We start from the raw sequence: 25,411 nt of genomic DNA on the forward strand, positions 1-25,411 counted from the left end.
TGCTCGGAGTATGACCCGGACATGTGATCCCCTGCCCGAATCCGGGCACAAAAGTGGCGGAAACAGCCGCGGCATGGCAAGTTCTGTCGGGTGAATGACGGGGTTCCGGTCGACCTGGTGCGCCATGTAGCGGCCTCCACCGGCCTGCCGCCCGCCGTCGCGGCCCGCGTGGTCGCCGACGTCGTCGGATACTTCGACGAGACCGCCGAGCAGTTCGTGCGCCGCAGACATGCCGAACTGCAGGGCCGTCAGGTCCGCAATGCCGAGATCTGGCAGCGCCTGGCGGCGGAGCTCGCGCAGCGCCCGGTGGCCGCCCCCGACTTCACCGAACGACAACTGCGTCGCATCGTCTACGGGTGAGGAGTCCGTCGCGCAATGTGTGGAATCGTCGGTTACATCGGGCACCGTGAGGCCGTCCCGGTCCTGCTGGAGGGCCTGCACCGGCTCGAGTACCGGGGCTACGACTCCGCGGGACTGGCCGTGCCGCACCGCGGCCGGCTGCGGGTCACCAAGACCCAGGGCCGGGTCCAGGACCTGCGTGATCGGGCCGACGCCGAAGGCGCCCGGCTGCGCGGCAATGTGGGCATCGCGCACACCCGCTGGGCCACCCACGGCGAGCCCTCCGACGCGAACGCGCACCCGCACACCGACGGCTCCGGCCGGATCGCGGTCGTGCACAACGGCATTGTGGAGAACGCCGAGGAACTGCGCGCCGCGCTGACCGCCGACGGGGTGGAATTCGTCTCCGACACCGATACCGAGGCCATCGCGCACCTGGTGGCCGCCGCCCTGGACGGGGCCGAAACGCTCGAGGACGCGGTCCGCACCGCGCTGCACCGGGTCGAGGGCACCTACGGCCTGCTGGTCCTCGACGCCCGCCGGCCCGACGAGCTGGTGGTGGCCCGCAACGGCTCCCCCATCGTGCTCGGCGTCGGCGACGGCGAGATGTTCGTGGCCTCCGATGTGGCCGCCCTGGTGCACCACACCCAGCGCGTGGTGTTCCTCGACGACGGCGAGCTGGCCACCGTGCGCGCGGGCGAATTCCGCACCAGCACACTCGGTCTCGAGGCGCGCCGCACCGACAAGATCCCCACCACCATCGACATGGCGGCCGAGGACTACGCGCTGGGCGGGTACCCGGACTTCATGCGCAAGGAAATGGCCGAACAGCCCGACGCCGTGCGCCGGGCGCTCCGCGGCCGCCTGGACGAACGATTCGCCACCGCCCACCTGGGTGGCCTCAATATGGACGCGCGCGAGCTGCGCGGCATCAGCAAGGTGGTGTTCCTGGGCTGCGGCTCGGCCTACTACGCGGGCCAGCTGGGCGCGCAACTGGTCGAGGAGCTGGCCCGGATTCCGGCCACCGCCGAGCCCGCCTCGGAGTTCCGCTACCGCAATCCGGTGGTGGACCCGGACGCCCTGTACGTGGCCATCAGCCAGTCCGGCGAGACCCTGGATACCCTTGCGGCCGTTCAGGAATTGCAGCGCAAGGGCGGCCGGGTGATCGGCGCGGTGAACGTGGTGGGCAGCGCCATCGCCCGGGAGTGCGGCGCGGGCGTGTTCCTGCACGCGGGCCCGGAGGTGTCGGTGGCCTCCACCAAGGCGCTCACCAATATGACGGTGTCGTTCGCCATGCTGGCGCTGCTGCTGGGCCGGGTGCGGGATCTGTCCGCGGCCGGCGGTGAGCGCATCGTCAGCGGACTGCGCGCGCTGCCCGACGCGATCGACGCGGTGCTGGCCGCCGACGAGGAGATCGCCGATATCGCGTCCCGATTCGCCAAGGCGCGCAGCATGTTCTTCATCGGCCGGGTGCGCGCCTGGCCGGTGGCGCGCGAGGGCGCGCAGAAGCTCAAGGAGATCTCCTACATTCACGCCGAGGCGTATCAGGGCTCCGAGCTCAAGCACGGCCCGCTGGCGCTGATCGACCCGGAGATGCCGAGCATCGTGCTGGTCCCCGGCGACGAGCTGCTGGCCAAGAACATCACCACCATCGAGCAGATCAAGGCGCGCGGCGGGCCGGTCATCGCGGTCACCAATACCGATCTGCCGGATGGCCTGGCGGACGCGGTGATCCGGGTCCCGGCGGTGTGCCCGGAGCTGGACGCGATCATCCTGACCATCCCGCTGCAGCTGCTGGCCTATCACACGGCCATGGCGCTGGGCCGGGACGTGGACAAGCCCCGCAATCTGGCCAAGAGCGTTACCGTCGAGTAACCGCGTTCGCTCCCCCGTTCGTGCACGAATTCCATTGCTGTGCCAGCATGGTCGGATGGAGCTGGGGAGCGTTCGTAACAAGGTCATTGTGGCCGCCCTCGTCGCGATTGCGGGCGGCGTCATCGCGTTCTTCGTGAGCAAGCGCCCGCAGCCGCAGGCGCCGGCCGCGGAGCCGCCGCGCCTGGGCTACTCGCGCAACGGCTCGGCGCCGACTCCGGACCTGACGCCGACCCACTGACGGGCCGGCGGCATCGGCCGACGGGTCAGCGGCTCACCGACCGTTTGTACTGATTCAGCGCCAGCGGCACGAAGATCGCGAGAATCACCACGATCCACATCAGGGTGGTCGCGACCGGGTGCCGCATGGGCCAGACATCCGCGCTCAGCCCCATCGGGCTGGTGTTGCCGAACAGGTCGCGGGTCGCCTGCGTCACCGCCGACACCGGATTCCACTCCGCCACCACACGAAGCACCGTGGGCAGGTTGGCGGTGGGCACGAAGGTGTTGGCGATGAAGGTGAGCGGGAAGATCACCATGAAGTTGGCATTGTTGTACACCTCCGGCGCCCGCACGATCAGGCCGATCGTGGCCAGGATCCACGACATCGCGTAGGCGAACAACAGCAGCAGGACATACGCGAGCACGGCGTCGAGGAGGGAACCGCGGATCCGCCATCCCACCACCAGGCCGGTCAGCGACATGACGATCAGGCTGACCACATTCATCACCATGTCCGCCGCGGTGCGGCCGATCAGCACCGCGGACGGCGCCATGGGCAGCGAGCGGAAGCGGTCGATGATGCCCTTCTGCATGTCCTCGGCGAGGCTCAGACCGGTATAGGTGGCCCCGAACACCACGGTCTGGGCGAAGATGCCGGCGATCAGGAATTCCCGGTAGGACGTGCCCTGCACGGTGATCGCCGAGCCGAAGACGTAGGCGAACAACAGCACGAACATGATCGGCGCCAAGGTCGAGAAGACCAGCACGTCCGGCACGCGCCGAATCTTGATGACATTGCGCTTGGTGATGGTCAGGCTGTCGCTGACGACCATGGCGAGTCGCTGTGCGAGCGAGGGCTTCTCGGCGACGGCGAGGACGGCGCTCATCGGGCACCACCCCCCAGATTCTCGTCGGCGGAACGATGTCCGTTGACCAGCTCCTCGGCCTCGTGCCCGGTCAGCGACAGGAACACGTCATCCAGCGAGGGTCGGCGCAGACCCACATCATGAATGCGCACTTCATGTTTCGTGAGTTGCCCGATGGCGTCCACCAGGGCCTGCGAGCCGTCATCGACCGGCACGATGATGCGTCGCAGGCCCGGTTCGAGGCGAATCTCGCCGTGCGCCAAGCCTTCCAGCGCCTGCTGTGCGACGGCCAGATTGTCGGCATGGTCGACGACGAGCTCGATGCGGTCGCCGCCCACCATGGCCTTGAGTTCGTCGGAGGTGCCCTTGGCGATGACCCGGCCGTGGTCGATGACGGCGATGGAATCGGCCAGCCGGTCGGCCTCCTCCAGGTGCTGGGTGGTCAGCAGCAGCGTGGTGCCGCCCGCCACCAGCTCCTCGATGACATCCCAGAGATCCAGGCGCGCACGGGGATCCAGGCCCGTGGTGGGTTCGTCCAGGAACAGCACCGGCGGATTCGCCACCAGCGCGCCGGCCAGGTCGAGCCGGCGCCGCATGCCGCCGGAGTAGCCCTTCACCGGCCGGTCGGCCGCGTCGGCGAGCCGGAAGCGGTCCAGCAGCTCGCGGGCGCGCTCCTTACTGCGCTGCACGCCCATGTGGTACAGCCGCCCGACCATCTCCAGATTCTCGAAGCCGGTGAGGTACTCGTCGACGGCCGCGTACTGCCCGGAGGTGCCGATACGGGAGCGCAGCAGCTGCGGATCCTTCAGCACGTCCACCCCGGCGACGGTGGCGTGGCCCGCGTCCGGGATCAGCAGGGTGGTGAGCACACGCACGGTGGTGGTCTTGCCGGCGCCATTGGGGCCGAGCAAGGCGGTCACGGTGCCTTCGGGAACGGACAGGTCCAGGCCGTCGAGGGCGACCAGATGGCCGTACCTCTTGACCAGACCCTCGGCGACTATCGCGTCGGGCATGATTCTCCTGGTGTCTCGTGGTGGGACTGCCGCAGCGACTCTCAACTGCCATTACACCAAAGAGGCCGCATCCCGTTGGGGGTCCGGCGGTGCTCGGGGTTGCCGGTACGGGATGCGGCCGATTCGATGATCCGCCCACACACCCGCCACGAGCGCGAGTAGTGCACTACTCGAATCGATTTCGGCGAAGGGCGCAATTCGGTCACGCCGCCATGGACGCACCCGGGTACGACACTTTTTCCGCGAAAAAAACTTGGAACGCGGGCCCCCGATAGCCACACAATCCGAATTCGTCGCGTAGGATCGTTCCCGTCGGCCCCTCCCCCCCGGGCCGACCTTACGCGGGCCTCGGCTAACTCCCCCCCTTCGCCGAGGCCCGCCCCCATTCCCGGAGTAGGTTCGCCCGGCGGCGGAATCACCGTCCGGCAGCGGAATCGCTCAGACCAACGGCCGAATCTCATTGCGGCGCAGCACATGCCCGTACAACCGGTTGATGCCCTTCACCCGCACCGTGGCCAGATGCCGCAGCATGAATTCCGGGTCGGTCTCGATCGCCGCCGCCGCGCCGTCGTCCACCAGCACCGTGCCCGGCCGGGCCACACCGGTGAGTCGCGCCGCGGTATTCACCACCGAGCCGTAGAGGTCGCCGAAGCGTTGCAGGACCTCGCCGTAGGCCAGCCCCACCCGCAGTTCCTGGGTGACGCCGTGCGAGGCGATGGCGGCCTCCTGCACGGCCAGCGCGATGCGCGCGCCCCCGGCGGCGGTGTTCGCCGCGAACATGACTTCGTCACCGACGTTCTTGATCACCCAGCCGCCATTGGCCACGATCGCATTGCTGGTGGCCGTCTCGAAGGCCTCCAGCAGCGCCGACAGCTCATCGGCCTCCAGGTGCCGGGTCAGGCGGGTGTAACCGACCATGTCGGCGAATCCGACGGCCAGTTCACGCAGCGCGTCCCCGGCCACCGCTCCCCCGTTCAGCGACCGCGCCAGCGCAGCGTCCAGGTGCCGGCGGAAGGCATAGCGCTGCAATGTCTCGAACTCGGTGACCACCTCGTCGGTGGCGATGCGCGCGGCCTCCGTCGGATCGATGTCCGGCTGCTCGCGGGTGATGGTGGCCAGGCGATCCAGGATCTCCTCGGTCACCAGATCGACCTGCCACTCGGCCAGCCGGGCCATGGACCGGCCCAGGGTGCGCGCCGCGGTGGTCTGCCGGTGCACGTCCGCGGAGGCCAGCACGTGCAGTTTGGCGAAGGTCCGGGCGGCCTCGATATCGGAGTCGCCGTACTCCACGGCCTCGTCGTCCGGGTCGGCCGGGAAACCGAGCGCCACCCACAGCCGCCGGGTGACGCTGCTGGGCAGCCCGGTCAGGTCCGACACCTGGTGCCGGTTGTACTTGCGCGGCCCGCTGAGCAGATAGGGCTCCACCACGGACTGCACCAGTTCGGACATCTCAGTGGGCGCCATACTTCGACCTTACGGCGTGAATCGACCGGAAAACCCTGGCTTGTTTCGTGTCACAGCCCCGAACTTCCCGATCGGTTCCACCGCCGCCGGCGCGTGAAACCGCGGTGATACCGCCGTGAATCCACGCCCGCGCACTCTTCTCTCAGCAGCGGCCGCCCCGGTCGCGAACCAGAGGGAGACACCATGACCACCGCCCCGCGCCCACCGGCGATCACGGCGACCGGGCTGCACAAGTCCTACGGCGACCACCACGTGCTCGACGGCATCGACCTGAATGTCGAAGCCGGAACCATCTTCTCGCTGCTCGGACCGAACGGCGCGGGCAAGACCACCACCGTGCAGATCCTGTCCACCCTCATCGCCGCGGACCGCGGCGAGATCAGGGTGGCCGGGCACGACCCGCGCACCGACCCCGACGCGGTGCGCGCCGCCATCGGGCTCACCGGACAGTTCGCGGCCGTGGACAACCTGCTCACCGGCGAGGAGAACCTGGCCATGATGGCCACCCTGCACCACCTCCCCCGCGCCGAACGCAAACGCCGTACCGCCGCGCTCATCGAGCAATTCGACCTGGTGGACGCCGCTCGCAAGCCCGCCGCCACCTACTCGGGCGGCATGCGACGTCGTCTCGACATCGCCATGGGGTTGGTGAGCGGTCCGCCGGTGCTGTTCCTGGACGAGCCCACCACCGGCCTGGACCCGCGCAGCCGCCGCGCGGTCTGGCGGCTGGTGCGGGAGCTGGTCGCGGGCGGCACCACCGTCTTCCTCACCACCCAGTACTTGGAGGAGGCCGATCAGCTGGCCGACCGCATCGCGCTGCTGGACGGCGGCAAGGTGGTCGCCCAGGGAACTCCGGAAGAACTCAAGCGGCTGGTGCCGGGCGGTCACGTGAAGCTGCGTTTCACCGATCCGCGCGCCCTCGACGCCGCGGCGCGCCTGCTGGGCGCGAGCACTCGCGACGACGACGAGCTGACCCTGCAGGTGCCCGGCGACGGCGGTGTCGACTCGCTGCACACCCTGCTCGACCGGCTCTCCGCCGCCGGACTGCACGCGGCCGAATTATCCATCCACACACCCGATCTCGACGATGTCTTCCTCGCCCTCACCGGCCTGCCCAAGGAGTCCGTGCGATGAGCACCACCACCGTGAAGAACGCCCTCACCGATTCGGCCATGATGGTGCGGCGCAGCCTCATGCACATCGTGCGCTACCCGTCGATGACGCTGCCGCTGGTCATCGGGCCCATCATCTTCCTGCTGCTGTTCGTCTACGTTTTCGGCGGCACACTCGGCGCCGGACTCGGAAGTTCCGGCGGGCGTGGCGATTACGTCAACTATGTGACCCCGGGCATCCTGCTGCTGGCGGTGGCGAGCGCCGCGACGGCGACCGCGGTGGCGGTGTGCACCGATATGACCCAGGGCATCGTGGCGCGGTTCCGCACCATGTCCATCTTCCGGCCGTCACTGCTGGCCGGGCATGTGGTCGGCAGCATGGTGCAGACGTTCCTCAGCGTTGCGGTGGTGCTCGGTGTCGCCGTGATCGTCGGCTTCCGGCCCGATGCGGGCCTGCTCGGCTGGCTCGGCGCGGCGGGCATCCTGGCGCTGCTGACCCTGGCCATCACCTGGATCGCGGTGCTCATGGGTCTGGTCAGCGACAGTGTGGAGACCGCCTCCAATCTGCCCATGCTGCTGATGATCCTGCCCTTCTTCGGAAGTGGTTTCGTGCCAACCGAATCCATGCCGGCCTGGCTCGGCTGGATCGCCCGCAATCAGCCCTTCACCCCGGTGATGGAGACGCTGCGTGGCCTGATGCTGGGCACGCCGGTCGGCCACCAGGCGTGGATCGCCATCGCCTGGTGCACGGGCATCGCAGCCGCCGCGTTCTGGGGCGCGACCATGCTGCTCAACCGCGAACCGGGTCGGTAACTCCTTCCCGATCCCGCAGGACCGCCAACGCGACGGACCGCAATCCCGCCACATCCAGGGCGGCATAGCTCGAGCGAGCCTCGAGATATGCCGCTCTGTCGGCGTTTTCGGCGGTCGCGCGGGCCGCGGACGCGGACATGGTCGGATGGATCTGGTGCGGCGGGTCGAACCGTTCCGCCAACGCGGTCAGCCGGGCACCCGAGACCGCCTGTCCCCCGGCCAGATCCAGAGCCGCCAGCGCCAACAGCACCGCGCCGCAGGCTGTCAGCTCGGCGAGATGGCCGGAGGGCTGGTCGGACGGCCGCTCCAGCAGCGCGATCACCTCGCGGGTCAGCTCGGTTGCGAGGGCGGCGACCAGATCCGGCCGGGCCTGCCGGGCGTGCGCCAGCACCGCGGCGGACCGGCCCTCCAGCGACCACACCTGCACGCCGCGCGGGTCCGGCCGCTGGAACGGATTCTCCGGACTGGACGCCGATTTCACGATTTCCCGCCAGCGCCACAGGCCGTCGTCGATCTCACCGCGCGCCAGCCGCAACTCCGCGTGCGCCACCGGCGCGTAGGGATGCGCGAACGGATCGGCGCGATCGGGCACCTGCGCCAGCCAGGCGTGCGCGCCGTCCAGATCGCCGAGTTGCAGGGCGGCCAGGGCGGAGGCGACCAGCAGGTCACCGCGATCCGGGCGCGGCCCCAGGCCGTCCACCTGGCGGAGAGCGGCGTCCAGCTCCCGGCGCGCCAGCTCGGGGCGCTCGGCCAGCAGAGCCAGATGGCCGATGCGGCAACGGGCTTGGAAGTTCAGCCAGCCGCCGGGCGCGGTCTCGAGCGCGGCACGCATGTGCTCGGCGGCGGCGAGAGCCGCCTCCCGGTCGCCGACCTGTTCGGCACGCACACTCACCAGTAGCTGCCCGATCGCCGCGAGCAGCGGACGATGGCTGTCGCACAGGCGATTCAGCGCCTCCGGATCCGCGCCCAGCAGCTCCGGCGCGTCGCGGAACACCACGGCCAGGGCCCGGGCCGGAGTATCGGGCGGCGCGCTGGGCAAGCGCCGCAGCACCAGCAGCGACCGCGCGTCGAGACGGCCCTGCACCGCGCCCTGCACCGCGCCGACGACGGCAGCGGTCCTGGTCGCCTCCACCAGTGCGGGTTCCGGGTGGAAATGTGAGAGCAGCCGGGCACATTCGGCTGCGGCATCCCCCACCCGCCCATAGTGCGCGCCTACGAACCAATAGGAGCCCAGCACCGACCAGACTGCGGCCATTGTCGGGGCTTCGGCACGGTCGAGTGCGATGCTCAGGACCCGCACCAGGTTGTCCTGTTCGACCCGGACGATGGTGGTCTCGGCCAGTTCCGCGAACGCGTGCGGGGTGCGGGAGATCCCGAAATCTCTTGCCCAGGAGAGGAATTCCTGCAGCGCCCGCTCCTCCTCCCCGGCCTCCGCACGCTGGGCCGCCGCGAATTCCCGCACGGTCTCCAGCATGCGGAAACGGGTGCCGGTGCCGGTCTCGCTCACCTGGATCAGCGATTGGTCGGCCAGATAGGTGAGGATGTCCAGAGTGTCGACGAGATCGCCGTCCAGCAGCCGGTTTCCGGCGTCGGCGGTGAATCCGCCCGGGAAGATCGACAGTAGCCGCATGGCCGCCCGGCCGGGTTCGTCGAGCAGGTTCCAGCTCCACTCCACCACCGCCCGCAGCGTCCGATGCCGCTGCGGCGCATCGCGGGAACCGCCGCGCAGCAGGGTGAACCGGTCGGACAATCGCTGCGACATCTCGGCCACCGACATCACCCGCACCCGGGCGGCCGCCAGCTCCACCGCCAGCGGCAGACCGTCCAGGGCGGCGCACAATTCTGCGACCTGGGCGCCCGGCAGCTCGATCTCCGGCCGCACCGCGCGGGCCCGCTGCGTGAACAGCTCGGCCGCCGGCTCCGGACCCAGGGTCGGAAGCTGATGCACCGCTTCGGAACTCACGCCGAGCGGGGCGCGGCTGGTGACCAGGACCCGCAGGTCACGGGTCAGCGACACCAGCGCACTGACCAATTCGGCGGCACCGGTCAGCACCTGTTCGCAGTTGTCCAGGATCAGTAGCGATCCCGCACCCAGCTTGCGGGCGATACCGGCCACCGCGGTGGCCGCGCCGCCACCGGGCACCAGCTCGCCCGCGCCGACCGCGGCCGCCACCGCCGCCGCGACCGCGCGGTCGTCGGTGAGGGCGGCGAGTTCGACCAGATACACCGACCGCTGCTCGGCCGCAGCGCCCACGGCATGGGCCAGCCGGGTCTTGCCCAGCCCGCCGGGACCCACGATCGACACCACCCGATGACCGTGCAGCAGGGCGGTCACCGCGGCGAGCTCGGGCTCCCGGCCCACCAGCGGATTCGGTTCGTGCCGGATACCGTGGCGCACTGCAGGTTCGCCCGCGCGCAGCAGTTGCCGGTGGATCGACTGCAGGGTATCGCCGGGGTCCGTGCCGAGGTCGTCGCGGAGCAGGCGGCGATAGCGGTCGTAGCGGGCCAGCGCGGCGGCAGGTCCCGACGTATCGGCCTCGGCGCGCAGGAGTTCGGCCAGCACTTCCTCATTGCGGGGCGCGCGCTCGGCGATCTCGGTGAGGGGTCCGAGAGCCTCCGCGTATCGGCCGGATCTGGCCAGGCTCAGCGCCCGGACGGTGGTCAGCGTGCGATGCGCGGGCAGCCGGGCCGCCCGTAGTTCCGCCACCGGATCGGAAGTGTCGCGCAGGTCTTCGACGCTGCCGTCCCACAGCGCCAGCCCGGCCTCGGCCTGTGTCAGGGCTGCCGCCAGATCGCCTGCGCGGGCGTGTCTTTCGGCCGCCGCCGCGTGGATCTCCAGTGCTGCCGCGTCAACCTGATCCGGTTCCAGAGCGAGCCGGTAGCCGGTGGGCGTGCCAGCGATGAGCTCCGCGCCCAGTTGCGCCCGCGTCCGCGAAACCAGCACCTGCAATGCCTTGGCCGGATTCTCCGGCAGCGCGTCCGCCCAGACCCCGTCGACCAGTCCGGCGGCGCTGCCGCCGCCGCGCAGATCCATGGCCAGCACGGCCAGCAGGGCCCGCACGCGCGGCCCGGTGATCTCCTGTCCGCGCAACGAAACGCTCGACAGCAGGGTCAGCTGGATACTCACGCACTCACCGTAGTGGGCGGTGGCCGGCGCGGCGCATCCGGCGAACGGTGCGCCGATTCGTCATCAGGTTGACGAAATCAGCACACCGTCAGCGGTTTTCAGCGGGTGGTGACCTCGTGCCAGAGGTCGGCGTCATTGCGCTGACGCAGCTTGCTGATTCCGAAGACGACGGCGGCGATCACAACGAGGGTGAGGACGAATTTCATGTCTCCCACCCTACGTGGCGGAGTCTTGACGAACAAACATAGGACTCCTATGCTTCTCGGCATGACGATCCCAGCTCCCGCCGGATACACCTACGACAGCCCGAATCTCACGTCCTCCCCGATCTCGCCGGACGAGCTCGCCGAACTCCAGCGGTCGCTGCTGTGGAGCGCCGAGGATGCCGCAGCCCTGCGGCGCGCCGGGGAAATCCTGGTGCCGCAGACCGACCGAATCCTCGACGTCTGGTACGGATTCGTCGGCGCGAACAGCCATCTGGTCGCCGCCTTCGCCGGCGCCGACGGGCAACCCGATCCGGCCTACCTGGCCGCCGTGCGGGCCCGGTTCGGGCAGTGGATCGCCGATGTGTGCACCCGCGAGTACGACGCGAACTGGCTGGCCTACCAGGAGGAGATCGCGCGCCGGCACCACACCTCCGGCAAGAACCGCACCGATGGGGTGGACTCGCCCGCCACCCACATCCCGCTGCGGCATCTGCTCGCGCTGATCGTGCCGATCACCGTGACGATCCGCGACTTCCTGGGCGCGACCGGCGCACCCGCTGCCGAGGTCGATGTCATGTATCACGCCTGGTTCAAGGCGATCACCCTGTCGGCGGTGCTGTGGGCCAGGCCGTACAGTCCTGACCTGTGGTGAATGCGGGAGACGACAACGAGGTCGCGGACAAGGTGGTCGCGGCATTGGACCGGATCGCCCGCGGCGTCCGCGCCCACCGTCAGGCCATCGCCTCCCGCACCGGCCTGACGCCCCTGCAACTCGAACTACTGCGCACCCTCGCCGACGGCCCGCCGCCGGAACCCCTCACCGGGCTGCTGGCCGCCGAACTCGGGGTCAGCCAGCCCACGGTGTCGGATTCGCTGCTGGCGCTGGAACGCAAGGGTCACGTGGCCCGGCAGCCCGCCCCGGGCGACCGCCGGCGCAGCGCCATCGTCCTCACCCCCGACGGCGCCGAACTGGCCGCCCAGATCCGCGCCGCGGACGACGTGCTGCGCGCCTGCGTCGCGGATCTGCCCGGCGCACAACAGGATCAGGCCCTGCGCACCCTGCTCGACCTGATTGCCGGGCTGCTCCGGGCCGGGGTGGTGCAGGTGGCCCGCACCTGCACCACCTGCCGCTTCTACCGCCCGGGCGATGCGGGCACACCCCGCTGCGACCTGCTCCAGCAGCCGCTCCCCCCGCGTGACCTCCGCGTCAACTGCCCCGAGCACCAACCAGCAGGCGACTGAGCACGGGGTTTGACCTGGGCCAACTCCGACATGTACCTTCGTGCAGGTCTGGGGCCTTAGCTCAATTGGCAGAGCACTGCCTTTGCAAGGCAGGGGTTAGGGGTTCGATTCCCCTAGGCTCCACAAACGAAAGCCGCAGGTTGCCTCGCAGCCTGTGGCTTTTTCGTATTCCGTGCGCGTTCGTATTCGGTGCGCGCCGTATCCCGATGCCGCAGTGACCGAATCGTGAAATGAAAAAAGCCTCCCGGAATTACCGGAAGGCGTTCTCGATCTTTCGAGTGGGCCTAGGAGGACTTGAACCTCCGACCTCTTCGTTATCAGCGAAGCGCTCTAACCGCCTGAGCTATAGGCCCTCAATGGGTGTTCGAAGTGTGTGACTCGAACGAGGCAGAAGATTACCGTACCGGAGCGCCGATAACCAAAACGGCCGGTCAGCGCCCTGCACAGGGCAGGACGGACCGGCCGTAGCGGCGGATCGAAACAGCGGTTTCTAGTCGGGATCGGCCAGGGTGACCTGGATGCCGCCGACCAGATCGGTGCACTGGTTGTAGACGAAGACGCCGACCGTGGACAGCGCCGTCAGCAGCACCACATTGATGAGACCGATCACACCGGCGTAGCCGAAGACCGTGCCCGCGTCGATGAGCGCCGAGCTGGAGTTGTCCGAGACCATGTCGGTGAAGGTGGAGTTCAGGCGCTCCCACACACCCATGCCCTCGAGCACCAGGTACAGCAGGCCGACCGCCAGCATCCACACGAAGAACATGGCCACGCTGATCACCAGCGAGACCTTCAGCGTGGACCACGGGTCGATGTGGCGCAGCTGCACGGTGGCACGCAGCGGCTCACCGGTGGCCGCGGCCTGCGCCACCGCCGCGGGGGCGGACGGCGAGACCGGACCGGCCGGCGCGATCGGCTCCGGCGGCGGCAGCGGGTGCCGCAGCTCGGACAGATCGGGCAGATCCTTGACCAGTTCCGGGCGGGCGATGCTGCGGGTCGGTCCGTCGATGCCGACGGACTTCACCATGGCCGCCTCCTTGCGCGCCGCCTTGGCCGCCAGGTCTGCGGTGGTGCGGGCATTGGAGACACCGGCGTTGAGACCGCCGCCTTGCAGACCGCCGCCCTTGAGGCTGGCGGTGCTGCCCGGCGTCGGGGCCTGGCCCGGGCGGTACAGGTTGGACTGCGGCTCCCGCTGCGGCAGCTGGGACCAGCCTTCCTGGAAGGGCGAACCGCCGTGGGTGTCCGCGGCCTCCGGTGCCGCGGCCTCTGCCGAATTGTTACCTTCCGGCCCGAAATCGCCGGACTGGTCCGACAATTCGGGTGATTGCGGCGCACCGCCGTCGTTCCCGCCGGTCCGCGGAACAGGCCGCGGCGGAATCGGGGACGGGGCGATTCTCTCGGTCACGCCATTGGCATGACCGCGCTGGTCATTCGGCTGATTCGTGGTCAATGGTGAATCCTTCGATCCGTTCGTGCCGCCGCTGCTGTGGTGAAACTACTGCTTCGCCGAACCGCTGGTGTCATCTTCGGCAACCTGGTCGGGCTCATCCGCGTTCCGGGCGATCGCGAGCAAAATATCGCCCTCGCCCAGGTTCATCAACCGCACACCCTTGGTTTGGCGACCGGCCTTGCGAACCTGGTTCGCCGCGGTGCGAATGACACCGCCACCGGAGGTGATCGCATACAGCTCATCATCGTCATTGACGATGAGCGCACCGACCAGATTGCCACGCTTCTCGTCGTACTGGATCGTCAGCACACCCTTGCCGCCGCGACCCTGCGCCGTGTACTCGTCGATGGCCGTGCGCTTGGAGTACCCACCCGCCGTCGCGACAAGCAGATAGATGCCCTCCGCGTCGCGAACGACGTTGAGCGACAACAGTTCATCGTCGGCATTGAAGCGCATGCCCTGCACGCCGGAGGTGGCCCGTCCCATCGGGCGCAGCACCTCGTCGTTGGCATTGAAGCGGATGGACTGGCCGTGCGCCGACACCAGCAGCAGATCGTCGTCCGCCGAACACAGTGCCGCACCGACCAATTCGTCCTCATCGCGCAGATTCACCGCCACGATGCCGCCGGTCCGGTTGGAATCGAAGTCGGTCAGCTTGGACTTCTTGACCAGACCCTTCCGGGTGGCCAGCACCAGATAGGGCGCGTCCTCGTAGGACTTGAGCTGGATGACCTGGGCGATCTTCTCGTCCGGCTGGAAGGCGAGCAGGTTCGCCACGTGCTGGCCGCGCGCGGTGCGGTTGGCCTCGGGCAGCTCGTACGCCTTGGCCCGGTACACCCGGCCCTTGTTGGTGAAGAACAGCAGCCAGTCGTGGGTGGAGGTGACGAAGAAGTGCTTGACGATGTCGTCCTGCTTGAGACCCGCGCCCTGCACGCCCTTGCCGCCGCGCTTCTGCGAACGGTAGAGGTCGGTCTTGGTGCGTTTGGCGTAGCCGGTCTCGGTGATCGTCACGACCACGTCCTCGCGGGCGATCAGATCCTCGTCCTGCACATCGCCGTCGGCCGCGATGATCTTGGTGCGGCGGTCGTCGCCGTACTTGTCGACGATCTCGGCCAATTCGTCACGGACGATGGCGCGCTGGCGCTCCGGCTTGGCCAGGATGTCGTTGAGGTCCGCGATCTCGGCCTCGATCTTGGCCAACTCGTCGAGGATCTTCTGACGCTCCAGGGCCGACAGGCGGCGCAGCTGCATGTCGAGGATGGCGGTCGCCTGGATCTCGTCGATCTCCAGCAACTGCATCAGGCCGGTGCGCGCGGTCTCAGTGTCGGCCGAGCGGCGGATCAACGCGATCACGGCGTCCAGCTGGTCGAGCGCCTTCACCAGACCGCGCAGGATGTGAGCCCGCTCCTCCGCCTTGCGCAGCAGGTAGCGGGTGCGCCGGATGATCACTTCCAACTGGTGATTCACATACAGCCGGATCATCTGATCCAGGCGCAGCGTGCGCGGCACCTTGTCGACGATCGAGAGCATGTTGCAGCCGAAGGAGGTCTGCAGCTGGGTGTGCTTGTAGAGGTTGTTCAGCACCACCTTGGCGATGGCGTCGCGCTTCACCGTGACGACGATGCGCAGACCGACACGGTCGGACGACTCGTCGTGGATGTCGGAGACACCCGCGATCTTGCCGTCCTTCACCTGCTCGGCGATGGCGTTGATGAAGTTGTCGGTATTGACCTGGTACGGCAGCTCGGTGATGACGATCGTGGTGCGACCCCGGTTGTCCTCCTCGATCTCCACCACACCGCGCATGCGGACCGAACCGCGCCCGGTGGTGTAGGCGTCGATGATGCCCTGGGTGCCCACGATCAGGCCGGCGGTCGGGAAGTCCGGGCCCTTCACGCGCTCGATGCACGCCGCGAGGGTGGTCTCCTCGTCGGCGTCGTGGTTGTCCAGCGCCCAGTAGATGGCCTCGGCCAGCTCGTTCAGGTTGTGCGGCGGGATGTTCGTCGCCATGCCGACGGCGATGCCGTTGGAGCCGTTCATGAGCAGGGCGGGCACCCGGCTCGGCAGCACGGTCGGCTCCTGCGTCTTACCGTCGTAGTTCGGGATGAAATCGACCGTCTCGTGGTCGATCTCGCGCAGCATCTCCATGGCCAGCGGCGTCAGGCGGCACTCCGTGTAACGCATGGCGGCCGCGCCGTCGTTGCCGCGGGAACCGAAGTTGCCCTGGCCGTCGACCAGCGGGTAGCGCAGCGCCCACGGCTGCGCCATGCGCACCAGGGTGTCGTAGATCGCGGTGTCACCGTGCGGGTGGTAATTACCCATGGTGTCGGCGACCGGGCGCGCGGACTTCACGTAGCCGCGGTCGGGCCGATACCCGTTGTCGTACATCGCGTACAGGATCCGGCGGTGCACCGGCTTCAGGCCGTCGCGCACCTCCGGCAGCGCGCGGCCCACGATCACGCTCATGGCGTAGTCGATGTAGGAGTTCTGCATCTCCTGCTGGATGTCGACCGGCTCGATGCGGTCGCCACCCGAGGGCGGAAGCGAAGTCTCAGTCATGAATTGGTCTCCGTAGGAAGTCTTTTGGTGTGTGCGGGCAGCACGCGGCGGGGGTTCGGGGGGCCGGCCCCCGAATGGGGGTCCGGCGGCTCAGCCCCCTGCTCCGAGTTCCGGGGTGGCCCGATCACACATCGAGGAAGCGAACGTCCTTGGCGTTGCGGGTGATGAAGCTGCGCCGAGCTTCGACGTCCTCACCCATGAGGATGGAGAACAGCTCGTCGGCGGCCGCGGCGTCGTCCAGGGTGACGAGACGCAGGACGCGGACGCTCGGGTCCATCGTCGTCTCCCACAGCTCCTTCGGGTTCATCTCACCGAGACCCTTGTAGCGCTGGATGCCGTCGTCCTTGTTGATCTTCTTGCCGGCCGCCAGGCCGCGCTCCAGCAGACCGTCGCGCTCCTTGTCGGAGTAGGCGAACTCCGGCTCGGACCGCTGCCACTTCAGCTTGTACAGCGGCGGCATGGCCAGGTACACGTGACCGTGCTCGACCAGCGGGCGCATGAAGCGGAACAGCAGGGTGAGCAGCAGCGTCGAGATGTGCTGGCCGTCCACATCGGCGTCGGCCATCAGCACGATCTTGTGATAGCGCAGCTTGTTGATGTCGAACTCGTCGTGGATACCGGTGCCGAATGCCGTGATGATCGACTGCACCTCGGTGTTCTTCAGCACGCGGTCGATGCGCGCCTTCTCCACATTGATGATCTTGCCGCGCAGCGGCAGGATCGCCTGGTACATCGAATCGCGGCCGGACTTGGCCGAACCACCGGCGGAGTCGCCCTCCACGATGTAGATCTCGGACTTGCTCGGATCCTTCGAGCGGCAGTCGGCCAGCTTGCCCGGCAGACCGCCGATGTCGGTGGCCGACTTGCGGCGCACCAGCTCACGCGCCTTACGGGCCGCGACCCGCGCCTGCGCCGACGAAACCGCCTTCTGCACAATCGTCTTCGCATCGGCCGGGTTCGCCTCGAACCAGTGCGAGATGTGCTCGTTGCAGGTGCGCTGGACGAAGGACTTCACCTCGGTATTGCCGAGCTTGGTCTTGGTCTGGCCCTCGAACTGCGGGTCGGCGATCTTCACGCTCACGATGGCGGCGAGACCCTCACGGATGTCGTCACCGGTGAGGTTGCCTTCCTTCTCCTTGAGGAGCTTCTTGTCCTTCGCGTACTTGTTCACCACCGTGGTGAGCGCCGCGCGGAAGCCCTCCTCGTGGGTGCCGCCCTCGTGGGTGTTGATGGTGTTGGCGAAGGTGTGGACAGACTCCGAGTAGCCCGAGTTCCACTGCATCGCCACCTCGACCTCATGGCCGGTGCCCTTGCCGGTGAAGCCGACGATCGAATTGTGGATCGGCGTCTTGGTCCGGTTGATGTGGCGGACGTAGTCCTCGAGACCGCCCGGGTAGTGATAGGTGCGGGTCTTCGTCTTCGGCTCGGCGGCGGGCGCGTTCTCGTCGAGATGCTTGGGCGCCTCGGCGGTTTCGCTCACCACCTCGTCGGTGATGTCGCCCTCGTGGATCCGCTGATCGGTCAGCGTGATGGTGAGGCCCTTGTTCAGGAACGCCATCTCCTGCAGACGGCGGGCGACGGTCTCGAAGCTGAAGGTGGTGGTCTCGAAGATGTCCGGGTCCGGGAAGAACCGGATGGTGGTGCCGGTCTTCTTGGTCGACTCGCCCTGGATCAGCTTGCCGGGCTTGGCGTCCTTGTACTCCTGCGTCCAGTGGTACCCGCCGTAGTTCACCTCGGCCTCGAGGCGGGTGGACAGCGCGTTCACCACGGAGATGCCGACACCGTGCAGACCACCCGACACCGCATAGGACTCGCCGTCGAACTTGCCGCCGGCGTGCAGCTGGGTCATGACCACCTCGATGGTCGGCACACCCTGCGCATGCATATCGGTGGGGATACCACGACCGTCGTCGACGACCTCGACACCGCCGTCGGCCAGCAGGGTGACATCGACACGCGTGGCATACCCGGCCATCGCCTCATCGACCGAGTTGTCGACGACCTCCCAGATCAGATGGTGCAGGCCGCGCTCACCGGTGGAGCCGATGTACATACCGGGGCGCTTGCGTACCGCCTCCAGCCCCTCGAGCACCGTGATCGAGGTCGCGCTGTACGACTGATTGCCCTGCTTGGTCGAGCCTTCTGCGTTGGAGTCCATGGCAGCCACTGGTGGGTAGCTCTCCTTACTTGCTGATCCTCCCGGCACAGTGCATGGCACGCGTGGAGCCCTCAGACGCTGTCTGCTCGAGTACCCAGACGCTGTCTGCTCGAGAATTACGGGGGCTCACGCGCGGGCGCTGCGGAACGCGCCGGGAGGTATCGCCGCTAGTTACTCCCCCATCCTACTGGTACGACCGACAGAGAACCCACCTATGACACCCCTGAGTGGGCCGTAGGGTCATGAAATCGACCAGCGACATGACCCGTTATGGGTGTGGGGGGTTCCGGAAGCTTCAGCGGGCGATGTGAGCGTGGGCCCGGAGCGGTTTGCGCGAGGGTTCTCGGTGATCTCCGGACGATCTCCGGACGCTGTGCGTGACGATCTCTGCTCGTTCCACGTGAAACAAACGCCCCGGAGCGGAAATTCGCGGCCTACCCGTAGGTGTCGCGCGGGCCCCGGCCCTTGATGTGCCGCTCACCCTTGCGCCAACTCGGTGCGGTCGGGCCGTTGATCCGAAGCTGTTTGACGACGCCGTTGCCGACCGCGGCCGCGATCTTGGCGAGGATCTGGGATTGGAACATGCGCAACTGGGTCGCCCAGGCCGTGGACTCGGCCTGGATGCTCAGCACGCCGTTCTCCAGCGAGATGGGCTGGGCGTGGGACGCGATGTCCTCTCCCACCACGCTGGCCCAGCGGCCGAAAACCGTGCCCTCGGCGACCTTGGCCGACCAGCCGCGGCCCTTGGCCAGCTGCATGGCCAGCGCGGAGAGGGTCTGCGGATCACGCTCGTCCGGATGCGCACCCGACCAGCCGCTGCGCCGCCGCAGCGCACGAACGCCCCCCTTGCGCGGCGAGGCTCGGCCCTGCCCCACCGACTTACCGGCCGCGCGCGCCGCCGCCCGCGCTTCTTCGAGGGCGCGCCGAGCCAGGTCGACGCCGCGCAACTCCGGTTCCGGGCCGGTCCCGTCGCTGGATCGACCGGGGGCACCAGGATTCGCCTCGGGCGGGGTGTGGTCGTTGCCTTCGGTCGGCTCGGCCATCCACAACTCCTTCCACACCTGGGAATCCCGATGATCATCGGCGGTTCGTCACGTGATTCTGCCGTATCGCACCGACGGACTCACCGGCACGACGCACGATTCCACCGCAGGATCACATGGACGTCCACCGCAAGGTCACATGGACGCCGACTCGGCTATCCGGGACGCCCGGTGATCGGCCTCGCCCGTCGTCTCCACCCGCACCGGCGCGGCATCCAGCTCGGGCGGCACGTCCTCGGGCACCGCGGCGGTGATCAGCACCTGCTCGGCGCCGGCAGCGACCGCGGCCAGGGCGGTACGGCGCCGGCGATCCAGTTCGGCGAACACGTCGTCGAGGATCAGCACCGGATCGGTTCCGGCGGAACGCAGCAGCTGGAAGGCCCCGAGCCGCAATGCCAGGGCGAAGGACCAGGACTCACCGTGACTCGCGAAACCCTTCGCGGGCGCGGAACCCAGCATCAGATCCAGATCGTCACGGTGCGGGCCGACCAGGCACACCCCGCGCTCCAACTCCTTGGGGCGCGCCGCGGCCAGCTCCCGCAGCAGGATCGCATCCAGCGCCTCCTCGTCCCCGGCCTGTGGCGCACGCGCGGGATCCAGGAATTCCGGCGGCAGGCTCGCACTGCGGTAACCGATTGCGGCGGTCCGGGATTCGGGCGCGATATCTGAATAAGCCTGTGCAAGATGTGGATAAAGGTCGTGTACCAGCCGCAGCCGCTGCGCCAGCAGCACCGCCCCGTGCGCCGCCAGATGGCCGTCCCACACGTCGAGGGTGCTCATCTCCGCGCCACGCGCACCCGAACGGGCATTGCGCCCAGCCGTTTTCAACAGCGCCGACCGTTGCCGCAGCACCTTGTCGTAATCCGCGCGCACCCCGGCCAGCCGCGGCAGTCGCGTGGTGGCCAGTTCGTCCAGGAAGCGCCGCCGCTCCCCCGGATCCCCGCGCACCAGCGACAGATCCTCCGGCGCGAACAGCACGGTCTGCAGAATCCCCAGGATCTCCCGCGGCCGCCGCACCGGTGAGCGATTGATCTGGGCGCGATTGGCCGTGCCCTGATTCAGCTCGATATCCACCCGCAGCTCGCGGCCGGTATTGACCACCGTCGCACCGATCCGGGCCTTCTGCGCGCCGATCCGGATGAGCGGAGCGTCGGCCGCCACCCGGTGTGAGCCGAGTGTGGACAGATAGCCGATGGCCTCGATCAGGTTGGTCTTGCCGTTCCCATTGGCGCCCAGGAAAACCGTGCCACCGGCCGAAAGTTCGAGTTCGGCGGCCTCCCAGGACCGGAAATCGCGCAGTGACAGCGCACGCACGTGCATCCGGCTAGTCCACCACGCCCGCGATCGGGTCCAGTACCGGCCCCGGCTGGGGATACTCGAACGCGCGCGGCGAATCCGCCACGCGCGCCGAGTTTTTCACAGGTTTGTCAACACTGTGCACAGGTTGTCGTCCGCGCCGGGTCGATGGGTTACCGAACGGGCTCAGCCCGGCAACCGCACCGGCATCAGCAGGTAGATGTAGTTGCCGCTGAGGGCCGAGAACGCGCCCGACTCCAGCTGGGCGGGCTCCTCCTCCGGCGCCGGCAGGAACACCGCCGGGCGGCTGGGAGTGGTGAAACCGAAGGTCACCCGGTCCGAATGCGCGGCGGAGAGGCCGTCGAGCAGGTAGCCGGGGTTGAAGGCGATGGTCAGTGGCTCACCGCGGAACTCGGCCTCCAGCCACTCCTCGGCGCGGCCGGCGTCGTCCCCACCGGCGGAGAGCAGCAGGCCCTCCTCGGAGAACTCCAGCCGCACCTGGGCGCCGCGCTCGGCCACCAGGGCCACACGCTTGATGGCCTCGGTCAGCGCGTTCACCGCGAGGGTGGCGATGGAGGTGTGCTCCTTGGGGAGCAACTGCCGGAACTTGGGGAATTCCGCGTCGAGCAGGCGCGTGGTGGTGCGGCGGCCGCCGTTCACGATGCCCAGCAGGCCGTCGGTGCCGGTACCGAACGCCAGCTGCACCGGCTGATCGGACGCACCGAGGGTCTTCGCGGACTCGGACAGCGTGCGGGCCGGGACCAGCACCGCGGTCTCCACATCGGCGCGGCCCGGCTGCCATTCCAGCTCACGTACGGCGAGACGGAAGCGGTCGGTCGCGGCCAGGACCACCTTGGGGCCCTCGATCTCGACGCGGATACCGGTGAGCATGGGGAGGGTGTCGTCGCGGCCGGCGGCCACGGCCACCTGGGAGACCGCCTCGGAGAACAGGTCCACCGCGAGCTCACCGGTCTGCGGCGGCAGCTCGGGAAGCTGGGGATAGTCCTCGACCGGCATGGTCGGCAGGGAGAACTTGGCGCTGCCACAGGCGATCAGCACGCGGGTGCCGTCCACCGACACGTCCACCGGCTTGTTGGAGAGCGCCTTGGTGATATCGGCCAGCAGGCGGCCCGACACCAGCACCTGACCCGGACCGGCGACCTCCGCGGCCACCCGCATCTGCGCGGAGACCTCGTAATCGAAACCGGAGACCGTCAGGCCGTCCTCGTCAGCCACGAGAAGCACGCCACCGAGCACAGGCACCGGAGGCCGCGACGGCAGGCTGCGGGCCACCCAGGCTACGGATTCGGCGAAGTCCTCGCGGGCGACCCGAAACTTCATGCTTGCAAGCTCCATCGCCCGGTCTGTCCTCTCCACTGTCGGTCGTTCGGATCTTCGGATCAGTAATCGGCAGTCTCGCACACGGGGCCGACACCAAACCGTACCTGCGCGAGACCGACGTGCCTACGCCGACCCTCCGGCTCACTACCGGAACTCTGGTGGGCTCTCACGGGCGCTGCCTCTGAACCCCTTCGGCACCGATCTCTTGCCCGTCCTTCTCCTTGCTGCCCGATCGGGTGGGGAGGGGCTGCGCATCGAACCGTGTCCTCCCAACCCGAGATTCCACACACCCTGTTTTAGAAGAACCTTTTCTAGAAGAAGAACTGAAGTAGTAGTAGGTCCTGTTAGTTCTGTGGACTTCGGCCATTCACCCAGGTCGGAGCGTCCGGCGGCGTGTGGATGTCGTCGGGGTGGCTCGAGGATGAACAACGCGTGGCTGTGGAGTTGACCTGCTATTCCACATCTCTCCTCGAGCCATCCTCGAGTTGGTCCCACGTTTCGGGCCATGCTGCGCACATCTGAGCGAAACCGGGGACAACTCGAGGATTCCTCGAGGACCTGACATGGACTCCTCGAGGAATCCACAAGCCGCTGAGCGCATCCGGGCAGGTCAGCCCTCGAGGATGAATCCTCCTGTGGGAACTGTGCACGAAAAGTTGTGCACCCCTGTGCATGACGGCTTGGGGGCAATCCGGTGGACAACAGTGGGATTCCTCGAGGAATCCACACGCCTTCCTCGAGGACTCCTCGAGGAATCCACAACCCTGGAAAACAAAGAACCCCACGTCAGACGACGTGGGGTCCTGTGGACTGTGGATCAGCGCGAACGCTGTTTGATTCGGGCTGTGAGTTCTTGAACCTGGTCGTACACGCGCCGCCGCTCGGTCATCTCCTTGCGGACCTTCTTCTCCGCGTACATGACCGTGGTGTGGTCGCGGCCGAAGGCCTGGCCGATCTTGGGCAGGGACAGATCGGTGAGCTCACGGCACAGATACATGGCGATCTGCCGGGCCTGCGCCAGCGGCCGCGCCTTGCCGGGACCGGTCAGCTCCTCCAGCGTGGTGTTGAAGTACTCCGCGGTCACGGCCATGATCGTGGCCGCCGTGATCTCCAGCGTCGCGGTGTCGGGCATCAGATCCCGCAGCACCACCTCGGCCAGCGACAGATCCAGCGGCTGCCCGTTCAGCGACGCGAACGCGGTGACGCGGATCAGCGCGCCCTCCAGCTCGCGAATATTGCGCTCCACCCGGCTGGCGATCAGTTCGAGCACATCGTGCGGCACGTCCAGGCGGTCCATGCGGGCCTTCTTGCGCAGGATCGCGATGCGGGTCTCCAGCTCCGGCGGCTGCACATCGGTGATGAGCCCCCACTCGAACCGGGTGCGCAGCCGCTCCTCCAGCGTCGCCAGCTGCTTGGGCGGCCGGTCGGAGGACACCACGATCTGCTTGTTGGCGTTGTGCAGGGTGTTGAAGGTGTGGAAGAACTCCTCCTGGATACCTTCCTTGCCCTCGATGAACTGGATGTCGTCGACCAGCAGGATGTCGGTCTCCCGGTAGCGGCGCTTGAACGCCACCTTCCGGTCGTCACGCAGCGAGTTGATGAAGTCGTTGGTGAATTCCTCGGTGGACACGTACTTCACCCGCATGCCCGGGAACAGCCGCTGGGCGTAGTGGCCAGCCGCGTGCAGCAGGTGCGTCTTGCCCAAACCCGAAGCGCCCCAGACGAACAGCGGATTGTAGGCGCGCGCCGGCGCCTCCGCGATGGCCACCGCCGCGGCATGCGCAAAGCGGTTAGAGGCGCCGATGACGAAGGTGTCGAAGGTGTACTTCGCGTTCAGGCTGGCCGAGGACGGCGCGGGCGCGGGCTCGCGTTCGGGCGTCCGGTTGAAATAGGTCGGCCACGAATTGCGGACATTGACCACCGGCTCGTCGTCGTGCGCCTCGTCCACCGGCCGGCGCGCGGCCGGTTCCTCCGAATAACGTGGCGCGGGTTCGTCCGGATAACGCTGGGGTGCGGGCTCGTCCGAGTACCGCTGCGGAGCGGGTTCATCGGCATAGCGCTGCGGTTCGTCGGAATACCGCTGCGCGGCGGTACGGACGGGTTCGTCCTCGGGATCCGGCGAGAACAGCGACTCCTGCCCGGGCGGCATGGGCGCGCTGCGATGGTTGTCGCGGCGCCGGGGCGGCGCGGGCTCCCCGACCGGCATCGGACGGTCCGGCGCCGACATCGGCAACTCTTCGGCCATCGGCGGCTGCCCGAATTCCACAGGTGGATAAGCATCGCGCTCGCCGTACTCGGCCGGGTAGTCCTGGGGAGGGAGGTAGCGCGGCGCCGCGTACTCCTGCGGACTCGGATACATGGGCTGTGGACGCTCGCCCAGCGGCGGCTCGGCCGGATACGCGGGAGGCGCGGGTTCGGGTTCGCGCGGACGCTCGGGCCGGGAGGTCATGCGTGCGTGGCGCGGGGCATTCCCCGAGCGACCGGCGGGCGGATGCTGCTGCGCGCGAATGCGCACGCCCAGGCCCTCGACCTGGAGACCGCGGCGGGCCAGGGATCGCAGAATGAGCTCCCGCAGGTCCCGCTCGACCGTCACCTGCGCCATCGTGCCCGGCACCGAGAGCAGGGCGAAGCCCTGCGCGAAGGTGATCGGTTCGATAGTGTTGAGCCACGCCTTGTGGGCCTTGCTGACCGGCTGGATCTCCCCGTCCGCGGAACCACTCGCCAACTCGGCGATCACTTCGGGCCAGACAGCCGTCAGCACATTCTGCTCGTCGTCCACGAACGTAGTCCTCCCCGGGTGTAGGTCGATAGGAGCAGACGGTCTGCGCTGCTCGGCTCCCCCAGTCACCGGGCGTCGGCGAGTCACCGTCGGCCCTACGAATATGCCACTCCAGGGGTCTTTCCACACAATTATCCACAGATGTGGACAACCTGGGGATACACGCAACCGCGTGTCTGATTCCCCGAATCTGGCGCGTACCTGCGGGTTCACAGCAATCAGCTGGCAAAGTCAACCGCAGTCGCAGCGAAGGACTGGAAAGGACCGTACACGACGCCCGCGCCGCGACACGAACCCGCAGCAAACGCCACGCGGAACGATCGATCCAGTCCGGAAATCGGGCCTCTACCCCCGAGTTTGACCCTCGTCCAGGGGGTAAGTACCCTTCTACAGTCACCCTGTGGTGCGGTGGCGGCTGTCTGCTGCCCGTGCCGACAAGGGTATTGCGCCGAGAGACCCGGGTCCCTCGAGAGCACTGTTTCACCGACAAGCTTCGGGCGTCACCGGAT

19 protein-coding genes and 2 tRNA genes are annotated in these 25,411 nt (G+C 68.1%); 8 read left to right on the top strand and 13 right to left on the bottom strand.

What is annotated here, in order from left to right; genetic code table 11:
• Positions 1 to 90 precede the first annotated feature (90 nt).
• The 3 genes from ACWEKS_RS07695 to ACWEKS_RS07705 are packed head-to-tail and all read left to right on the top strand — an operon-like array spanning position 91 to position 2,452.
• Positions 91 to 360 carry a hypothetical protein gene (locus ACWEKS_RS07695; protein ID WP_354847388.1) on the top strand — a complete coding sequence of 90 codons (270 nt, stop codon included), beginning with the start codon at positions 91 to 93 and terminating at the stop codon, positions 358 to 360.
• Between the two features lie 15 nt (positions 361 to 375).
• Complete coding sequence (gene glmS / locus ACWEKS_RS07700; RefSeq protein ID WP_354847385.1) at positions 376 to 2,214, top strand: glutamine--fructose-6-phosphate transaminase (isomerizing); 1,839 nt, start codon at positions 376 to 378, stop codon at positions 2,212 to 2,214.
• A gap of 55 nt (positions 2,215 to 2,269) precedes the next feature.
• Positions 2,270 to 2,452 carry a hypothetical protein gene (locus tag ACWEKS_RS07705; protein ID WP_354847382.1) on the top strand — a complete coding sequence of 61 codons (183 nt, stop codon included), beginning with the start codon at positions 2,270 to 2,272 and terminating at the stop codon, positions 2,450 to 2,452.
• Between the two features lie 25 nt (positions 2,453 to 2,477).
• On the opposite strand, the gene ACWEKS_RS07710 is transcribed toward ACWEKS_RS07705, so the two are convergent.
• From ACWEKS_RS07710 to ACWEKS_RS07720, 3 genes are all read right to left on the bottom strand, one after another.
• Complete coding sequence (locus ACWEKS_RS07710) at positions 2,478 to 3,320, bottom strand: ABC transporter permease (protein WP_452339347.1); 843 nt, start codon at positions 3,318 to 3,320, stop codon at positions 2,478 to 2,480.
• Positions 3,317 to 4,312: an ATP-binding cassette domain-containing protein gene (locus ACWEKS_RS07715; RefSeq protein ID WP_452339348.1), complete on the bottom strand. Its 996-nt coding sequence runs from the start codon at positions 4,310 to 4,312 to the stop codon at positions 3,317 to 3,319. The genes ACWEKS_RS07710 and ACWEKS_RS07715 overlap by 4 nt, the downstream gene beginning before the upstream one ends.
• A gap of 438 nt (positions 4,313 to 4,750) precedes the next feature.
• Positions 4,751 to 5,776, bottom strand: a complete 1,026-nt coding sequence (locus tag ACWEKS_RS07720) for an adenylate/guanylate cyclase domain-containing protein (protein ID WP_452339349.1) — start codon at positions 5,774 to 5,776, stop codon at positions 4,751 to 4,753.
• 183 nt (positions 5,777 to 5,959) lie between these two features.
• Here ACWEKS_RS07720 and ACWEKS_RS07725 point away from each other — a divergent pair, with 183 nt between their 5' ends.
• Both ACWEKS_RS07725 and ACWEKS_RS07730 read left to right on the top strand, forming a co-directional pair.
• Complete coding sequence (locus ACWEKS_RS07725; RefSeq protein ID WP_452339350.1) at positions 5,960 to 6,910, top strand: ATP-binding cassette domain-containing protein; 951 nt, start codon at positions 5,960 to 5,962, stop codon at positions 6,908 to 6,910.
• A complete protein-coding gene (locus ACWEKS_RS07730; RefSeq protein WP_452339351.1) occupies positions 6,907 to 7,701 on the top strand; it encodes an ABC transporter permease in 795 nt (264 codons plus the stop codon). Before ACWEKS_RS07725 ends, ACWEKS_RS07730 begins: the two co-directional genes overlap by 4 nt.
• Here the strand turns inward: ACWEKS_RS07730 and ACWEKS_RS07735 are convergent.
• Together ACWEKS_RS07735 and ACWEKS_RS07740 are read right to left on the bottom strand one after the other, a co-directional pair.
• On the bottom strand, positions 7,679 to 10,828 hold the full coding sequence (locus tag ACWEKS_RS07735) for an ATP-binding protein (protein ID WP_452339352.1): 3,150 nt from the start codon (positions 10,826 to 10,828) through the stop codon (positions 7,679 to 7,681). The genes ACWEKS_RS07730 and ACWEKS_RS07735 overlap by 23 nt on opposite strands.
• 98 nt (positions 10,829 to 10,926) lie before the next feature.
• A complete protein-coding gene (locus tag ACWEKS_RS07740) occupies positions 10,927 to 11,034 on the bottom strand; it encodes a DLW-39 family protein (protein WP_354848972.1) in 108 nt (35 codons plus the stop codon).
• Positions 11,035 to 11,095: 61 nt separating this feature from the next.
• Here ACWEKS_RS07740 and ACWEKS_RS07745 point away from each other — a divergent pair, with 61 nt between their 5' ends.
• The 3 genes from ACWEKS_RS07745 to ACWEKS_RS07755 all read left to right on the top strand — a co-directional run bounded on the left by ACWEKS_RS07745 (position 11,096) and on the right by ACWEKS_RS07755 (position 12,399).
• Complete coding sequence (locus ACWEKS_RS07745; RefSeq protein WP_452339353.1) at positions 11,096 to 11,686, top strand: protoglobin domain-containing protein; 591 nt, start codon at positions 11,096 to 11,098, stop codon at positions 11,684 to 11,686.
• Entirely contained in the window at positions 11,680 to 12,276 is a 597-nt protein-coding gene (locus tag ACWEKS_RS07750) for a MarR family winged helix-turn-helix transcriptional regulator (RefSeq protein WP_452339354.1), read from the top strand. Before ACWEKS_RS07745 ends, ACWEKS_RS07750 begins: the two co-directional genes overlap by 7 nt.
• Before the next feature lie 50 nt (positions 12,277 to 12,326).
• Positions 12,327 to 12,399, top strand: a tRNA-Ala gene (locus tag ACWEKS_RS07755).
• Positions 12,400 to 12,555: 156 nt separating this feature from the next.
• Here the strand turns inward: ACWEKS_RS07755 and ACWEKS_RS07760 are convergent.
• The 8 genes from ACWEKS_RS07760 to dnaA all read right to left on the bottom strand — a co-directional run bounded on the left by ACWEKS_RS07760 (position 12,556) and on the right by dnaA (position 24,902).
• Positions 12,556 to 12,629, bottom strand: a tRNA-Ile gene (locus tag ACWEKS_RS07760).
• 137 nt (positions 12,630 to 12,766) lie between these two features.
• A complete protein-coding gene (locus ACWEKS_RS07765) occupies positions 12,767 to 13,726 on the bottom strand; it encodes a DUF3566 domain-containing protein (RefSeq protein WP_452339355.1) in 960 nt (319 codons plus the stop codon).
• Between the two features lie 45 nt (positions 13,727 to 13,771).
• Positions 13,772 to 16,285, bottom strand: coding sequence for a DNA gyrase subunit A (gyrA, locus tag ACWEKS_RS07770; RefSeq protein ID WP_452339356.1), 2,514 nt, complete (start codon positions 16,283 to 16,285; stop codon positions 13,772 to 13,774).
• Between the two features lie 124 nt (positions 16,286 to 16,409).
• Entirely contained in the window at positions 16,410 to 18,443 is a 2,034-nt protein-coding gene (gene gyrB, locus ACWEKS_RS07775) for a DNA topoisomerase (ATP-hydrolyzing) subunit B (protein WP_452339357.1), read from the bottom strand.
• 434 nt (positions 18,444 to 18,877) lie between these two features.
• Entirely contained in the window at positions 18,878 to 19,486 is a 609-nt protein-coding gene (locus ACWEKS_RS07780; protein WP_379384577.1) for a DUF721 family protein, read from the bottom strand.
• A 135-nt stretch (positions 19,487 to 19,621) separates the two neighbouring features.
• Entirely contained in the window at positions 19,622 to 20,806 is a 1,185-nt protein-coding gene (gene recF / locus ACWEKS_RS07785; RefSeq protein WP_452339358.1) for a DNA replication/repair protein RecF, read from the bottom strand.
• 162 nt (positions 20,807 to 20,968) lie between these two features.
• Positions 20,969 to 22,138, bottom strand: coding sequence for a DNA polymerase III subunit beta (gene dnaN, locus ACWEKS_RS07790; protein ID WP_354848996.1), 1,170 nt, complete (start codon positions 22,136 to 22,138; stop codon positions 20,969 to 20,971).
• Positions 22,139 to 22,940: 802 nt separating this feature from the next.
• Positions 22,941 to 24,902 carry a chromosomal replication initiator protein DnaA gene (dnaA, locus tag ACWEKS_RS07795; protein WP_452339359.1) on the bottom strand — a complete coding sequence of 654 codons (1,962 nt, stop codon included), beginning with the start codon at positions 24,900 to 24,902 and terminating at the stop codon, positions 22,941 to 22,943.
• Positions 24,903 to 25,411: the final 509 nt, after the last annotated feature.

The sequence above is a fragment of the Nocardia sp. NPDC004711 genome, from assembly GCF_053601595.1.

Coding starts and splice junctions, on each gene's coding strand:
- glmS (WP_354847385.1), top strand. CDS start 376: ATGTGTGGAATCGTCGGTTACATCGGGCACCGTGAGGCCGTCCCGGTC.
- ACWEKS_RS07705 (WP_354847382.1), top strand. CDS start 2,270: ATGGAGCTGGGGAGCGTTCGTAACAAGGTCATTGTGGCCGCCCTCGTC.
- ACWEKS_RS07710 (WP_452339347.1), bottom strand. CDS start 3,320: ATGAGCGCCGTCCTCGCCGTCGCCGAGAAGCCCTCGCTCGCACAGCGA.
- ACWEKS_RS07715 (WP_452339348.1), bottom strand. CDS start 4,312: ATGCCCGACGCGATAGTCGCCGAGGGTCTGGTCAAGAGGTACGGCCAT.
- ACWEKS_RS07720 (WP_452339349.1), bottom strand. CDS start 5,776: ATGGCGCCCACTGAGATGTCCGAACTGGTGCAGTCCGTGGTGGAGCCC.
- ACWEKS_RS07725 (WP_452339350.1), top strand. CDS start 5,960: ATGACCACCGCCCCGCGCCCACCGGCGATCACGGCGACCGGGCTGCAC.
- ACWEKS_RS07730 (WP_452339351.1), top strand. CDS start 6,907: ATGAGCACCACCACCGTGAAGAACGCCCTCACCGATTCGGCCATGATG.
- ACWEKS_RS07740 (WP_354848972.1), bottom strand. CDS start 11,034: ATGAAATTCGTCCTCACCCTCGTTGTGATCGCCGCCGTCGTCTTCGGA.
- ACWEKS_RS07745 (WP_452339353.1), top strand. CDS start 11,096: ATGACGATCCCAGCTCCCGCCGGATACACCTACGACAGCCCGAATCTC.
- gyrA (WP_452339356.1), bottom strand. CDS start 16,285: ATGACTGAGACTTCGCTTCCGCCCTCGGGTGGCGACCGCATCGAGCCG.
- gyrB (WP_452339357.1), bottom strand. CDS start 18,443: ATGGACTCCAACGCAGAAGGCTCGACCAAGCAGGGCAATCAGTCGTAC.
- ACWEKS_RS07780 (WP_379384577.1), bottom strand. CDS start 19,486: ATGGCCGAGCCGACCGAAGGCAACGACCACACCCCGCCCGAGGCGAAT.
- recF (WP_452339358.1), bottom strand. CDS start 20,806: ATGCACGTGCGTGCGCTGTCACTGCGCGATTTCCGGTCCTGGGAGGCC.
- dnaN (WP_354848996.1), bottom strand. CDS start 22,138: ATGGAGCTTGCAAGCATGAAGTTTCGGGTCGCCCGCGAGGACTTCGCC.